This window comes from Thioclava sp. F42-5, assembly GCF_002213195.1.
GTDB classification, from domain to species: Bacteria; Pseudomonadota; Alphaproteobacteria; order Rhodobacterales; family Rhodobacteraceae; genus Thioclava; species Thioclava nitratireducens.
In genome coordinates, this window is record NZ_NBNZ01000002.1 from 220008 (window position 1) to 234479 (window position 14472).

Below are 14472 nucleotides of genomic sequence, written 5' to 3' on the forward strand. Positions count from 1 at the left end.
GGGCGCTCCTTTTCCCTCATGCGGCCGGGCCTCCCCTCCCAACCGCTCCGGGATTCGATAACTATATCGCGATTCGTTCGCGCGCGGCTTAATCTTTAATCATTTCAGCTTGTCTTACAATCACTTCAGCTTGTTTGATCGACGCTATGTCAACGAGACGGCCTTTGTAAACCGTCGCGCCTTCCCCGCGTGCCTTGGCTTCTTCCATCGCTGCGAGGATTTCGCGCGCCTCGGTGACCGCCTCATCCGACGGCGTAAATACCTCATTTGCAAGGGAAATTTGTTTGGGGTGGATCGCCCATTTGCCGACCATGCCCAGAGTCGCCGAGCGGAGCGCCTGCGCGCGGAACCCGTCATCGTCGGAAAAATCGCCAAACGGGCCATCGACGGGCAGAATCCCGTGCGTGCGGCAGGCGGCGACAATCGCGGCCTGTGCCCAGTGCCACGGGTCGGACCAATGCTTCTCGCCGTTGCGCAGCATGTAGTAGTTTTCCTGCGTCCCGCCGATGCCGGTGGTCTGCATTCCCATCGAGGCGGCGAAGTCGGCCGCGCCGAGGCTCATCGCCTGCAGACGCGAAGAAGATGCAGCGATTTCCTCGACATGCGCGAGACCGGCGGCGCTTTCGATGATGACTTCGAGCGAGATTTTCTTGCTGCGGCCCTTCGCGGTTTCGATCGCCGTGACCAGCGCATCGACCGCATAGACATCCGCCGCACAGCCGACTTTCGGGATCATGATCTGGTCTATGCGCTCGGAACCTTCTTCGAGCAATTCGACCACGTCGCGATACCAGTAGGGGGTGTCGAGACCGTTGATGCGCACTGAGAGGTACTTGTTGCCCCAGTCGATCTCGTGGCTGGCCTGAATGATGTTGCGCCGCGCCTGCGCCTTGTCATCGGGGGCGACCGAATCCTCGAGGTCGAGATTGATCACATCGGCGGCGGAAGCGGCCATTTTCGGGAAGAGCTTGGTGTTCGAGCCGGGGCCGAAGAGCTGGCAGCGGTTCGGGCGGGCAGGGGGCGTAGGTTGAACGCGGAAGCTCATGAAGCGGCCTTTCGCAATGAAGTTACGTTTTTTGTTGCGGATTGGGTATATTGTTGCGCGGATGCATGCAAGGCGATTTTGCAGGCGCAGAATCGAGGCCGCACTGCAGCATCAGACGCGCCTCGAAATCCGCGTGATGCACGAAATTGCGTCGCGATGGCGCTTTTATCGAAGGATCTTCCGTTTTTGCGTGAATATTGCACGGAAATCCCCAAGAAATTTTTGCGTCGCGTCCTAATATCATCGACAAACAAAGACAAAACACAGGGAGACCCGCATGTCGCTGATCGACACCCCTTATCTGCTGTTTCTGGGCGATGCCCACGATCCATTGGCCGCGAAGGTGGCGCAGGGGATCAAGGACTGGCGGCCTGAATACGCCATCGGCCAGTACCGGATGGAGGGATGCCAAGCCGACATGGGCATCCCCGATCTGGATATCAAAGAGGCGGTCGCGAAGGGTTGCAAGACGCTGGTGATCGGCGTTGCCAACCGCGGCGGCGTGATTTCGCAGGCCTGGAAGAAAGTGCTCGTCGAGGCGCTGGAGGAAGGGCTCGACCTCGCGTCGGGGTTGCACAACCTGCTGCGCGACGAACCCGATCTGGTCGCCGTGGCCGATGCCTGCGGGCGTCAGTTGCATGACGTGCGCATTCCGGCGGTGAAATATCCGATCGCGAATGGCGAGAAGCGCACCGGCAAACGCTGCCTCGCCGTGGGCACCGATTGCTCGGCGGGCAAGATGTATACCGCGCTTTGCATGGAGCGCGAAATGCGCGAACGCGGCATGAAGGCCAGCTTCCGCGCCACCGGGCAGACCGGAATCCTGATCACCGGCGACGGGGTGCCGCTCGATGCGGTGATCGCGGATTTCATGGCTGGCTCGGTCGAATACCTGACACCTGACAACGATCCCGACCATTGGGACTTGATCGAAGGGCAGGGGAGCCTGTTCCACGTCTCCTATTCGGGCGTGACGATGGCGCTGATCCATGGCGGTCAGCCCGATGCGCTGATCCTCGCCCACGAGCCGACGCGCACCCATATGCGCGGGCTGCCGGGCTACAAACTGCCCTCGCTGCAAGAGCTCAGCGACATGGCGCTCGCGCTGGCTAAGGTCGCCAATCCCGCCTGTCAGGTGGTCGGCATCTCGGTCAATACCCAGAAGATGGGGGAAGACGAGGCCAAGGCCTATCTGGCCAAGGTCGAGGAGGAAATGGGCCTGCCCGCGACCGACCCGTTCCGCTTCGGCGCGGGCAAGCTGGTGGACGCGCTCGCCGCGATCTGATTGTCTCGCCTGTGACACCCGCCGGATGCCTCCGGCGGGGATATTCTGACCAAGTCGAAGGGGGCGCGGATGATCCGGGTAAGCCATGATACGTTCAAGCTGGCGCAGGTCTTCACTATCGCGCGCGGCTCGCGCACCGAGGCGCATGTACTGAGCGTGACCATAGAGCGCGACGGCAAGATCGGGCGCGGCGAATGCGTGCCCTATGCGCGCTACGGCGAAAGTCTCGACAGTGTGACGGCGCAGATCGAGAGCCTGCCCGAGGGGATCAGCCGCGCCGAGTTGCAGGATGCGCTGCCCGCCGGTGCCGCGCGCAACGCGGTGGATTGCGCGCTGTGGGACTGGGAAGCCAAGAAGAAGGGCGTGCCGGTCTGGGAGCTTGCGGGGCTGGAAAAGCCAGAACCGCAGGTCACGGCCTACACGCTCTCGCTCGACACGCCCGACAAGATGCGCGCGGCGGCGGCCGAACATGCGCACCGTCCGCTGTTGAAGATCAAGCTCGGCACTCCCGAGGATATGCGACGTCTGCGCGCGGTACGCGAGGGCGCCCCGGAAGCGAAGATCATCGTCGACGCGAACGAGGGCTGGGAGATGGAAACCTTCCTCGACATTCAGGGCGAGTTGAAAAAGCTGGGTGTCGCCCTTGTGGAGCAACCTCTGCCCGCGGCGGGGGACGAGGCGCTCTCGGAAATCGAGCGTCTGGTGCCGATCTGTGCGGATGAGAGCTGCCACACGCGCGACGGGCTTCTCAACCTCCGCGGTAAGTATGACGTCATCAACATCAAGCTCGACAAGACCGGCGGGCTGACCGAGGCGCTTCGGTTGCGGGCGCTGGCCCGCGCCGAGGGGTTCAAGGTCATGGTGGGCTGCATGGTCGGGTCGAGCCTCGCGATGGCTCCGGCGATGCTGGTCGCGCAGGGCGCGGATTACGTCGATCTTGACGGCCCGCTGCTTCTGGCCGAAGACCGCGACGTGCCGCTGCGTTACAAGGGCAGCGTGGTCGAGCCGCCGGAGCCGGAACTCTGGGGCTGAGTTTGCAAGGAGCGAGAACATGAGCCGGATCGTCTATCTCAACGGAGAGTATATGCCCGAGGAAGAGGCCAAGGTTTCGGTCTTCGACCGGGGCTTCGTCATGGGCGATGCGGTCTATGAAGTGACCTCCGTTCTGGATGGCAAGATCCTCGAATTTGAAGGTCACATGAACCGGCTCGCCCGCTCGTTGGCGGAGCTGGAAATGACGTGCGATCTGACCCGCGACGAATGGATCGAGATCCATCGCGAACTGGTCAAGCGTAACGATCTCGAAGAAGGGATGATCTACCTCCAGGTCAGCCGCGGCAATGCGGGCGATCGCGATTTCCACTACCCGCCAGAGGGCACGCCCCCGACCGTGGTGCTGTACACGCAGTCGAAGCCGAACCTCGCCGACGATCCCAAGGCGAAAGAGGGCATCAAGGTGATCTCGCTGCCCGACCTGCGCTGGCATCGCCGCGACATCAAGACGGTGCAGCTTCTTTACCCTTCCATGGCGAAGATGGCGGCCGAGAAGGCGGGCAAGAATGATGCGTGGTTCGTGGAAGATGGCTTCGTCACCGAAGGCTCGTCGAACAACGTCTATATCGTCAAGGACAACAAGATCATCACGCGGCACCTGAGCCACGACATCCTGCACGGGATCACCCGCGCCTCGCTGCTGAAATACGCCGCCGAAGCGCAGATGGAGATCGAGGAACGCCCGTTCACCATCGAGGAAGCGCAGGCGGCGGACGAAGCCTTCTTCACCTCGGCTTCGGCCTTCGTGATGCCGGTGGTCGAGATCGACGGCGAGACGGTGGGCGAGGGCGTGGTCGGTCCGGTCGCGGTGCGACTGCGCGAGATCTATCTCGACGAGAGCCGCAAGGCCGCGATCTGATCCGCTCCGAGGCGCAACATCCTGTAGTTAAAAAGAAAAGACCCCGGCCAGCCCAACCGGGGTCTTTTCCTGTCATGCGGGCGGTGTCTCTCAGGCCGCCGCATGAGCGCGGAATTGGAAGGCGTCGGGCGCGAGTTGCTCTGGCGCGACGCCGGTGATGACGAGCTCGGCCCGGCCGTCGATCACGACCAGCGTGCCTTCGGCGCAGGTGCGGAAGGTGATGTCGTCGTGGCGCGGCGCAGCGCCGGTGAAGTCGAGGGCAATCGCGTCTCCCGGCTCGAACCCGTCGATCCGCGGGAGCGGTTCGGGGCCCGCGGCAGGCGCAGGGTTTTCTTTTGTGTGGGCGCCGGCCTGTTGGTTCGAATGCGCCAGCAAGGTTTCGATGCGCGACATCACGGCAGCGTCGAGGTCTTCCGAGGCGTCCGACGCTTCGGGCGTCTGGTCCGACCGGGCGCCATGCGACGGGTCAGCGGCGATCGCTGCAGCGGCAGAGGCGACGCGAACCTGACGCTGGCGCGGCAGACCCTCGGCCCAGCCGAGAAGGCATAACGCGATGGTGGTGGCGATGAACAAGGCGAGCATGGTTTCTCCTGAACTTGCCCTGATCGTCGCGATATTTGATCGCTTGCGCAAAAGCTTTGTGACGCCGAAACCGCTCCATTGTTCAGATGTCGTTAACCATCGGCCGGCATGGCGCGGATTGGTGCCGTGTCCCGGGACGGTCGGATTTCGGGCGCTTTACCAAAACGGAAAGAGGCCGCGCGGTTGGCGGCCTCCGATACGATTCGAGTGGCGGTCAGGCGTAGCTCGGCTGGCCGTAATTGATCCCGTCGGTGGCGTAGATCGCGCCGCTCGCCGACTTCAGCGCGGCATATTCGACATCCTTGAGCGTCGCGACCGTCTGGCCGTTGATCGAGACGATGGAATCGGTGCCGCTTTGCGAGACGGTGAAGTCGGAGATCTGCGCGAGGTCGTCGACCTCGATGCCGAGATACTCGCCGGGTGCGGCCGGGATCGGGTCGGTCTGTCCGAAATCGGTCACCGTCACCGGCGCATCGCCCTCGTTCCAGTCGACCCCGAACCAATCCGACCCGGTGCCCCCGGTCATCGTGTCGCCGTCATCGCCGTTCAGGTAGTCGTTGTTGGCGCCGCCATCGAGCAGGTCGGGGGCACCGTCCAGATCGCTGGCATAGAGCTCGTCATCGCCATAGCCGCCATAAAGCGCGTTAGCCCCTTCCGCATCGAAGAGGTAGTCAGCGCCGAGGTTGCCGCGCAGCGTGTCGTCGCCCTGGCACTCACGAAAGCTTCGATGGAATGTGATCAAAATGTGGCTGCGCATGCGTCTGGCGGAAACGATGTGCGCCAGCAGTCGTCGCTGTCGCCGATTACAGTCCGCTCTGCGCCAGAACACGGGTCAGAATCGGCGCAAGGCGGTCCGCCCACGCCGCCTGCTGCTCCGGCGTCGCGATCAGGTCGTTGCGCAGCTCGATCAAAACGTTCGGGCGGCGATGCGCCAGCGCGTGACGGTCGATCGAGTCACCCTCCAGATGCCCAAGATAGGGCTGGTTGTCGCCCACGCAGAGATCACCCTCGGCCTCGAGGGCCGCGATCATCTCATAGGCGAGGCGCGGATCGGCCGGAGCGTGCAGGATGCCGACATCCCACGGCCGGGGCGGGCGCCCGCGCAGGCGAGGGGTGAAGGAGTGGACGGCACAGATCACCGTATCCTCGCGCCGCGCCGCGAGCCGGGCATATTCCGCATGATAAGGACGGTAGAGCCGGTCCAGTCGCCGCTCGACCTCCGCCGCGTCGGCATGACGGTTCGCGGGGACGATCGTGCCGTCATAAAGCTTCATCACCAGCGTGGGGTCGTCTTCGCCGCGGTTCGGGTCGATCACCAGCCGCGAGAAATCGCTGGCAATCATCGGCGAGTCGAGCCGCTCCGCCAGTGCCTCCGACAGCCCCAGCGCGCCGACGTCATAGGCTATGTGTCGCGCCATATCCTCGGCGTCGATGCCCAGGTCGCCACCGCCCACCCAGCCGGGCACGGTGTTGCGCGCATGATCGCACGTGACCAGCCAGCGTCCAGTGCGTGCCTCTCCCGTGATCGAATAGGGCTGTTTTTCGTTCATCTTCTCTTCACGCTTGCTCGATATGGCTCAGATAACGGGAAAGATTGCGCCACGCCAGTTGCGGCCCGGGGCAAATTGCGCCATACGCTTACTTGGCCCACGAAATGACATCAATTTGAACGGAAAACGAGGACGCATGAGACGCCTTCGCAACGTGAAGATCGTGGCTACGCTGGGCCCTTCTTCGTCGGATTATGACAGCATCAAAGCTCTGTTCGTTGCAGGCGCGGACGTGTTCCGCCTGAACATGAGCCACGGCAGCCACGAGGAACATCGCGCCCGCCACGCCATCATCCGCCAACTCGAAGCAGAGTTCGGCCGCCCGATCGCGATCCTCGCGGATCTGCAGGGCCCGAAACTGCGCGTCGGCACTTTCGCCGCGCATGGCGCCGAGCTAGAGGACGGCGACAAGTTCCGCTTCGATCTCGACGAGACGCCTGGCGCGACGCACCGCGTTTGCCTCCCGCACCCCGAGATTTTCCAGGCGCTCGAGCCGGGCTCGGAACTGCTGGTGAATGACGGCAAGATCCGCCTCGTGGTCGACGAATGCGGCGATGATTTCGCCAATTGCACCGTCACCGTGGGCGGTACGATTTCGGACCGCAAGGGCGTGAACGTCCCCGACGTGGTGCTGCCGCTGGCCGCGCTCTCGGAGAAGGATCGCAAGGATCTGGAATTCGCTTGCGAGATGGGTGTCGACTGGCTCGCGCTCAGCTTCGTGCAGCGTCCCGAGGACGTGCAAGAAGCGCGCGAACTGGCCAAGGGCCGTGCGGCGATCCTGTCGAAGATCGAGAAGCCTTCGGCGGTCCGCTGCTTCGACGATATCCTCAAGGTCTCCGACGGGATCATGGTGGCGCGCGGCGATCTGGGCGTGGAGCTTCCGGTGCAGGCCGTTCCGCCGATCCAGAAGCAGCTGATCCGCAAGTGTCGCACCTGGGCGAAGCCGGTGATCGTGGCGACGCAGATGCTGGAATCGATGATCGAGAGCCCGATGCCGACCCGCGCGGAGGTCTCTGACGTCGCGACCGCGATCTACGAGGGCGCGGATGCTGTGATGCTCAGCGCGGAATCCGCTGCAGGCAACTACCCGGTCGAAGCGGTCGAGACGATGAACAACGTCGCGATCTCGGTCGAGAAGGACCCGACCTATCGCGAGGTTATCGAAGCGTCGCGCCATGCGGCCCGCCAGACCGTCGCGGACGGGATCGTGGCCGCCGCCCGCGAGATCGCGGAAACCACGGATATCGCCGCGATCTGCGCCTACACGCAATCGGGCCAGACCGTCGGGCTGATCGCGCGGGAGCGTCCGCGTGTGCCGATCATCGCGCTGTCGCCGATCGAGGCGACGCTGCGCCGGGTCTCGCTGACTTGGGGCGTGCATGCCGTGCCGTGTGGCGAGCTGGAGCGGTTCAAGCAGGCCGTGGTCAACGCGGCCCGTGCCGCGCGCGATTTCGGCTTCGCCGACGAGACCCAGCAGATCGTGGTCACCGCCGGTGTGCCCTTCAACGTGCAGGGCACCACGAACATCCTGCGCGTCGCGCCCTGTGATGAGCGATTGATTTACCGCACCGACCCTGAGTAACCTTTCCCGAAAGGGGTGGTGACAAGGGCACAGGCGATGGATCTTTCTTCGATCGATACCGATCTCCTGCTGACGATCGGGCTGGCGATCGCGATCTTCGCGATCCCGGCCGCGATCTCCGCCTTCTCCGATGGCCGCCCCCCGCGGGCGGCCACCGTCGGAATCGTGGTGGCGGCCGTGCTGATCGTGGTCGCCTTCTACGCCCGTCCGGGTGGCTACACGCTCAGGATGGTGCCCGAAGCGGTGGCGCGCACATTGGCCCGCGTGGTCAATCGCTAACACGGTCCCCGGTGCCTTCGGCGGATCCGGATTTTTTCCTTGCCAAACCGCCCTGCGGCGTCTAACAGGCCCTCTCTGAACCCGCGCGGCCGGCCTATGTGGCATGCCGAGTCGCGCTTCCACACCCTGCAAAGGAGCTGTAAATGCCCAAGATGAAGACGAAATCCGCTGCCAAGAAGCGGTTCAAGTTCACCGCGACCGGCAAGGTCAAGGTCGGTCCGGCCGGCAAGCGTCACGGCATGATCAAACGCTCGACGAAATTCATCCGCGAAACCTCGGGCACCATGGTGCTCAGCGAGCCGGATACGAAGATCGTCAAGAAATACATGCCCTACAACCGCTGAATTCGGGAGACTTGAACAATGGCACGCGTCAAATCCGGTAAGGTCACCCACGCCGCGCACAAGAAAGTGCTCAAGAAGGCGAAAGGTTACTATTCCTCGCGCTCGCGCAACTTCCGCACTGCGACCCAGGCGGTCGACAAGGCGAACCAATACGCGACCCGCGACCGTAAAGCCCGTAAGCGCAATTTCCGCGCGCTTTGGATCCAGCGTATCAACGCCGCCGTGCGCGCCGTCGATGCCGATCTGAGCTACTCGAAGTTCATCTTCGGCCTGAGCAAGGCCGGGATCGAAGTGGACCGCAAGGTTCTCGCCGATCTCGCCGTGCACGAGCCGGAAGCTTTCGGCGCGATCGTCGAGCAGGCGAAAGCCGCCGCCGCCGCGTAATCGGCTGACGATAGAATTCGGGAAGGGCCGCTCCGTTTGGGGCGGCCTTTTTCGTTTCGAGTGGATGACCGGTCGGGGAGGGGCTCTGCCCCCCGCTCCTTCGGAGCCCCCCGGGATATTTGGATCAAGAGGAAGAAAAACGCCCGGCTCGGACCCATCATCGGGCGGCAGGCCGGGCGCTTCCCCTTGAGCGGTCATCGGCGTCCCCGCCTGTACCGCATCTCCGAGTGAACGCGATTCCAGTTAATGAACCGCTAACCTTCCTCTTGATGGAAATATCCCGGGGGTGAATGGCGAAGCCAGAGGGGGCAGCGCCCCCATCCGCCCTTTGCCTGCAAGCGCGAGGTTGCAAAGGCGCGCCGGCGCGGCTAACCCGTCTCCGAGGCAAATTCCCGGGGAATGATATGCAAGAGCTTCGCGATAAATACCTGAACGCCGTGGCCGATGTGACCGACGAGGCCGCGCTGGAAGAGATCCGTCTGGCCGCCTTGGGCAAGAAGGGCGAGATCAGCCTGAAGATGCGTGAGCTGGGCAAGATGACCCCGGAGGAGCGCCAGACCACGGGCAAGGCGCTCAACGTGCTGAAAGACGAGATCGACGCGGCGCTGCGCGCGAAGAAGGCGGCGCTGGCGGATGCGGCGCTCGATGCGCGGCTGCGCGAGGAATGGCTCGATGTGACGCTGCCGGGCCGTCCGCGGCGGCAGGGCACGATTCACCCGGTCTCTCAGGTGATGGACGAGGTCACCGCGATCTTCGCCGATATGGGCTTTGCGGTCGCCGAAGGTCCGCAGATCGAAGACGACTGGCACAATTTCGACGCGCTCAACATCGCGCCCGAACACCCTGCGCGGCAGGAGCATGACACGTTCTTCATGCATCGCGACGAGGGCGACGACCGCCCGCCGCATGTGCTGCGCACCCATACCTCGCCGGTGCAGATCCGAGCGATGCTGGAGCAGGGCGCGCCGATCCGCGTGATCGCGCCGGGCCGTGTCTACCGTATGGACATGGACCAGACCCACACGCCGATGTTCCATCAGGTCGAAGGTCTGGCGATCGGCAAAGACATCTCGATGGCAAACCTGAAATGGGTGCTGGAAGAGTTCTGCAAGGCCTTCTTCGAGGTGGACGGCGTCGAGCTGCGTTTCCGCGCCTCGCATTTCCCCTTCACGGAGCCCTCGGCCGAGGTCGATATCCGCTGCTCGTGGGAGGGCGGTTCGCTCAAGATTGGTGAGGGCGACGACTGGATGGAGATCCTCGGCTCGGGGATGGTGCATCCGAAAGTGCTCGAATCCGCCGGGATCGACCCGAGCGAATGGCAGGGCTTCGCCTTCGGCATCGGGATCGACCGCCTCGCGATGCTGAAATACGGCATCCCCGACCTGCGGGCGTTCTTCGAGAGCGACCTGCGCTGGCTGAAGCATTACGGGTTCAGCGCGCTGGATCTGCCGACGGTGGCTGGTGGGTTGAGCCGGTGAAATGGCGTGATGCGCACCGAGGCCTTAATTGGCCCGTTGCGGGTCTCCTAACGCTCATATGCATCGGAGGCGTTATCTGCCTGCCTACGGCAGCCACGGGTATCATCGGTGCAACCGCAGCTCTCATAATTGGTTTTGTGGCATATCCTTGGCAGAAGGCTCAGGATCGGAAAAACGAACGGCACCGCGAGCTGAGAGAGTTCTACTTTCAAACCGTCTCAGAGCTTGTGGAACTGCGGGGGTCGCTCGCTCGAGGGCCACGTCTAGCAGATGGTGCTTCTCAGTTGGATGCAGCTGAGAATTGGGCCGGCGATATCCTGTTTGAAGTAAATGTAATAGTGAGCAGGGTTTTTCTCGTTTCTGAAGAGCAGAAGACGATCGACGCTGCGATGGAAATGCAGCGCTTTACGCTGGATTTCTTGAGCGGATTCATGAAATTCGCTGAAAAGGAAATTGGAACTGGCATCTTAGGCGGTGCTGAATTGCGCGAAATATCAGCTAAGTACTGGCAACAAACGCGACAGGCCTACGACGCCATGCAAACGAAACTAGAAACGTCCTTTGCGAGTGAGGTTCATGGGCGCGAAATGAAAGTTGAGCATTCGCCATTTGAAAGCGATAATTGAGAAGTGGCCTGATCCAGTTTCGCTAGTGCTAAAGTGATTTTCGCTTTCTGCTTCCCCAACCCCAAAAGGAAGCCCCCATGCCCACCCCCATCACCTTCACCTTCGGCGACAGCCGCGCGCTCTGCGACCAGCTCCTCGCCCTGATCCGCCAAGGCAAGAAGACCGCCACCTGCGGTGCGCTCACTTACTTCACCGAAGGGGGCGAGGATATGCCGGTGGTCGGTCGCCGCGATATCGCGCTCGATTGGGACGGCAAACCGGCGGTGATGATCGAGACCATCGAGGTCACGATCCGGCGGTTTTGCGATGTGGATGAAGACTTCGCGCTGGCCGAGGGGGAGAACGAGACGCTGATCGGCTGGCGGCGCGATCATCAGGCCTATTTCGAGCGTAACGGAGGTTTTAACCTCGAGATGGAACTGGTCTGCGAGCGGTTTCGCTTGATAGAGGACTATCAAGGAGCCTCCAATGTCACAGAACAAACGCCTCTTCGACACCCCGAAGCATGAACAGACCCCCGAGCAGCGCCGTTTCGTCGCCATCACCGAGATCGCCTATACGGTCGTGGATTTCGGCGCGGCCTTCTGTTTCGTCGTGGGGTCGATCTTCTTCTTCTACGACAGCCTGATGGTCCCGGGGACGTGGTTGTTCCTGATCGGGTCCATCCTTTTCGCGGCAAAACCCTCGATCCGGCTCTGGCGGGAGTTGAAACTCCTTGAGATGGGGGATTACAAGGACCTCGCTCTGCGCAGAAAATCCTGAGGGAAGTCCGATGAAATTCACCCTGTCCTGGCTCAAGGATCATCTCGAGACCGAGGCCACCGTCGATCAGATCGCCGAGGCGCTCACCGATCTGGGTCTCGAAGTCGAGGAGGTCGTCGATCCGGCGGCGAAGCTCGAGACCTTCACGCTGGCCAAGGTGCAATCCGCCGAGCAGCACCCCGACGCCGATCGTCTCCGGGTCTGCATGGTCGAGACCAACGAGGGGGTGAAGCAGATCGTCTGTGGTGCGCCGAATGCGCGGGCCGGGATCACGGTCGTGCTGGCCAAGCCTGGCGATTACGTGCCCGGCATCGACGTGACGCTGTCGGTGGGCAATATCCGCGGTGTGGAAAGCCACGGCATGATGGCCTCCGAACGCGAGTTGGAACTGTCGGACGAGCATAGCGGCATCATCGAACTGCCGTCGGGCGAGGTGGGCCAGAAGTTCACCGACTGGCTGGCTCAGAACCGTCCCGAGGCGGTCGATCCGGTGATCGAGATCGCGATCACGCCCAACCGCCCCGATGCGCTTGGCGTGCGCGGTATTGCGCGCGATCTGGCGGCGCGGGGGCTGGGCAAGCTCAAGCCGCTCGACGTGCCGAAGGTCGAGGTTGCGTTCGATGCGCCGATCTCGGTGACGATCGACCCGGCGCTGAAGGACAAGGGCTGCCCGCTGTTTGCTGGTCGCGTGATCCGCGGTGTGAAGAACGGGCCGTCGCCCGACTGGCTGCAAAAGCGACTGCGCGCGATCGGTTTGCGTCCGATCTCGACGCTGGTCGATATCACCAACTACTTCACCTATGACCTGAATCGGCCGCTCCACGTCTTCGACATGAAGAAGGTGGCGGGCAATCTGGTCATCAAGCCGGCCGAGGGCGGCGAGGAATTCCTCGCGCTCGACGAGAAAACCTACACCGTGCGCGCAGGCGATATGGTGATCTGCGACGACAAGGGCGTCGAGAGCCTTGCCGGGATCATGGGGGGCGAGGAGTCCGGCGCGGATGAGGACACGGTCGATGTGTTCCTCGAGAGCGCCTATTGGGACCCGATCACCATCGCCGCCACGGGCCGTGCGCTGAAGATCAACTCGGATGCGCGGTATCGGTTCGAGCGCGGCGTCGATCCGGCCTTCACGCTGCCGGGGCTCGATCTGGCGGCGAAGATGGTGGTCGATCTGTGCGGTGGCGAAGTGTCGGAGCTGGTGATGGACGGCGCGGTGCCGGATGTCAGCCGCGCTTACAAGCTGGACCCGGCGCGGGTGATTTCGCTCGTCGGCATGGACATTCCCGAGGCCACGCAGCGCGAAACGCTGGAAGCTCTGGGCTTCACGCTGCAGGGCGACATGGCGACGCCGCCGACTTGGCGTCCGGACGTGCTGGGCTCGGCCGATCTGGTCGAGGAAGTGGCGCGGATCGCTTCGCTGACCAAGCTCGAAGGCAAGCCGATGGGCCGCGAGACGACCGGCGTGCCCGGCGCGATCCTCACCCCGATGCAGCAGCGCGAGCGGATGGCGCGGCGCACCACGGCGGCTTTGGGGTACAATGAGTGCGTGACCTACAGCTTCATCGACGAGGCCTCCGCCAAGCTGTTCGGCGGTGGCGCGGATGCGACCAAGCTGGAGAACCCGATCAGCTCGGAGATGACGCATATGCGTCCCGACCTGCTGCCGGGTCTGCTGCAGGCGGCTGCCCGCAATCAGGCGCGCGGCATCGCCGATCTGGCCTTGTTCGAGGTCGGCCCTGCGTTCAACGGCGGCGAGCCGGGCGAGCAGGTTCTGCAGGCGACGGGGCTTCTGGTCGGTCACTCCGCGCCGCGCGATCCCTTCGGCTCGCGCCGTCCGGTGGACCTCTATGATGCGAAGGCCGATGCCGAGGCCGTGCTGGCCGCGGTCGGCGCGCCGGCCCGCGCGCAGATCAACCGCAAGCTCGATGCGTGGTGGCATCCGGGCCGCGCAGGCAATGTGGCGCTCGGGCCGAACCTGCTGGCGACCTTTGGCGAGGTGCATCCCAAGGTGCTGCGCGAGCTGGGCGTGAAAGGCCCGGCGGTCGCCTTCACGATCCGTCTGGCGAACATCCCCTTCCCGAAGAAAAAGGGCGCGACGCGGCCCGCGCTGCAGATTTCCGATCTGCAGGCGGTCGAGCGCGATTTCGCCTTCGTCGTGGATGCGGATGTCGAGGCGCTGACGGCGGTGAACGCGGCGATGGGCGCCGACAAGAAGCTGATCGAGAGCGTGAATGTCTTCGACCAGTTCACCGGCGCCAAGGCCGAGGAACAGATGGGCGCGGGCAAGAAGTCGATCGCGCTGACGGTGCGGATGCAGCCCGCCGACAAGACGCTGACCGATGCCGAGATCGACGCGGTGAGCAAGAAGATCGTCGAGAAGGTGAGCAAGGCCACCGGCGGCACGCTGCGCAGCTAAGGTTGTCCTCGAGAAAGTTTGGAGCGCCCGGTCGGAGAGACCGGGCGTTTTCTTTTGCGTGCAGCGGAGGGCGGGGCCCGACCGCCGGGTGGGCACATTGCCCTCGGAGGTTGGCACTTTATCCCCGTCACATCCGGGCGACCTCGAACCGCGCGCTGCCGTCATAAAAGCGCCCGCCCGAGGGGGCGGTCGGGCGCTGCCTTGGCCGCTGACGCGGCTGATCC

At 63.4% G+C, this 14472-nt stretch carries 16 protein-coding genes; 12 read left to right on the forward strand and 4 right to left on the reverse strand.

The features are described from left to right. Positions 1-88: 88 nt before the first annotated feature. Positions 89-1045: an L-malyl-CoA/beta-methylmalyl-CoA lyase gene (locus B6V74_RS06355; RefSeq protein ID WP_075773975.1), complete on the reverse strand. Its 957-nt coding sequence runs from the start codon at positions 1043-1045 to the stop codon at positions 89-91. A 283-nt stretch (positions 1046-1328) separates the two neighbouring features. Here B6V74_RS06355 and dgcN point away from each other — a divergent pair, with 283 nt between their 5' ends. From dgcN to B6V74_RS06370, 3 genes are all read left to right on the forward strand, one after another. Next, positions 1329-2330 (forward strand): N-acetyltransferase DgcN, encoded by a 1002-nt coding sequence (dgcN, locus tag B6V74_RS06360; RefSeq protein ID WP_088722626.1) that lies wholly within the window; start codon positions 1329-1331, stop codon positions 2328-2330. A gap of 69 nt (positions 2331-2399) precedes the next feature. Next, positions 2400-3362 (forward strand): N-acetyl-D-Glu racemase DgcA, encoded by a 963-nt coding sequence (gene dgcA / locus B6V74_RS06365; RefSeq protein WP_088722310.1) that lies wholly within the window; start codon positions 2400-2402, stop codon positions 3360-3362. A gap of 19 nt (positions 3363-3381) precedes the next feature. Next, a complete protein-coding gene (locus tag B6V74_RS06370) occupies positions 3382-4242 on the forward strand; it encodes a D-amino-acid transaminase (RefSeq protein ID WP_075773977.1) in 861 nt (286 codons plus the stop codon). Positions 4243-4332: 90 nt separating this feature from the next. Here the strand turns inward: B6V74_RS06370 and B6V74_RS06375 are convergent, their stop codons facing one another. The 3 genes from B6V74_RS06375 to B6V74_RS06385 form a co-directional block, all read right to left on the reverse strand. After that, positions 4333-4824 carry a hypothetical protein gene (locus B6V74_RS06375; RefSeq protein WP_088722311.1) on the reverse strand — a complete coding sequence of 164 codons (492 nt, stop codon included), beginning with the start codon at positions 4822-4824 and terminating at the stop codon, positions 4333-4335. 214 nt (positions 4825-5038) lie between these two features. Continuing rightward, positions 5039-5566, reverse strand: coding sequence for a hypothetical protein (locus B6V74_RS06380; protein WP_146694525.1), 528 nt, complete (start codon positions 5564-5566; stop codon positions 5039-5041). A 61-nt stretch (positions 5567-5627) separates the two neighbouring features. Further along, complete coding sequence (locus B6V74_RS06385; protein WP_088722313.1) at positions 5628-6374, reverse strand: N-formylglutamate amidohydrolase; 747 nt, start codon at positions 6372-6374, stop codon at positions 5628-5630. Between the two features lie 136 nt (positions 6375-6510). On the opposite strand from B6V74_RS06385, the gene pyk reads away from it, so the two are divergent. The 9 genes from pyk (at position 6511) to pheT (ending at position 14248) form a co-directional block, all read left to right on the forward strand. Next, entirely contained in the window at positions 6511-7956 is a 1446-nt protein-coding gene (gene pyk / locus B6V74_RS06390; RefSeq protein ID WP_075773982.1) for a pyruvate kinase, read from the forward strand. Between the two features lie 36 nt (positions 7957-7992). Further along, entirely contained in the window at positions 7993-8235 is a 243-nt protein-coding gene (locus B6V74_RS06395; RefSeq protein ID WP_240497068.1) for a hypothetical protein, read from the forward strand. Positions 8236-8378: 143 nt separating this feature from the next. Continuing rightward, positions 8379-8579: a 50S ribosomal protein L35 gene (gene rpmI / locus B6V74_RS06400; protein WP_075773983.1), complete on the forward strand. Its 201-nt coding sequence runs from the start codon at positions 8379-8381 to the stop codon at positions 8577-8579. 18 nt (positions 8580-8597) lie between these two features. Continuing rightward, positions 8598-8963 (forward strand): 50S ribosomal protein L20, encoded by a 366-nt coding sequence (gene rplT / locus B6V74_RS06405; protein WP_075773984.1) that lies wholly within the window; start codon positions 8598-8600, stop codon positions 8961-8963. Between the two features lie 404 nt (positions 8964-9367). Further along, complete coding sequence (gene pheS / locus B6V74_RS06410) at positions 9368-10441, forward strand: phenylalanine--tRNA ligase subunit alpha (protein WP_088722314.1); 1074 nt, start codon at positions 9368-9370, stop codon at positions 10439-10441. Further along, complete coding sequence (locus tag B6V74_RS18750; protein WP_146694526.1) at positions 10438-11067, forward strand: hypothetical protein; 630 nt, start codon at positions 10438-10440, stop codon at positions 11065-11067. Before pheS ends, B6V74_RS18750 begins: the two co-directional genes overlap by 4 nt. Before the next feature lie 77 nt (positions 11068-11144). Continuing rightward, a complete protein-coding gene (locus B6V74_RS06420) occupies positions 11145-11576 on the forward strand; it encodes an ASCH domain-containing protein (protein WP_088722316.1) in 432 nt (143 codons plus the stop codon). Next, positions 11536-11829, forward strand: a complete 294-nt coding sequence (locus B6V74_RS06425; protein WP_075773997.1) for a YrhK family protein — start codon at positions 11536-11538, stop codon at positions 11827-11829. Before B6V74_RS06420 ends, B6V74_RS06425 begins: the two co-directional genes overlap by 41 nt. A gap of 10 nt (positions 11830-11839) precedes the next feature. Continuing rightward, the gene (gene pheT, locus B6V74_RS06430; protein ID WP_088722317.1) at positions 11840-14248 is read left to right on the forward strand and encodes a phenylalanine--tRNA ligase subunit beta; all 2409 of its coding nucleotides are present in this window, start codon (positions 11840-11842) and stop codon (positions 14246-14248) included. Positions 14249-14472 lie beyond the last annotated feature (224 nt).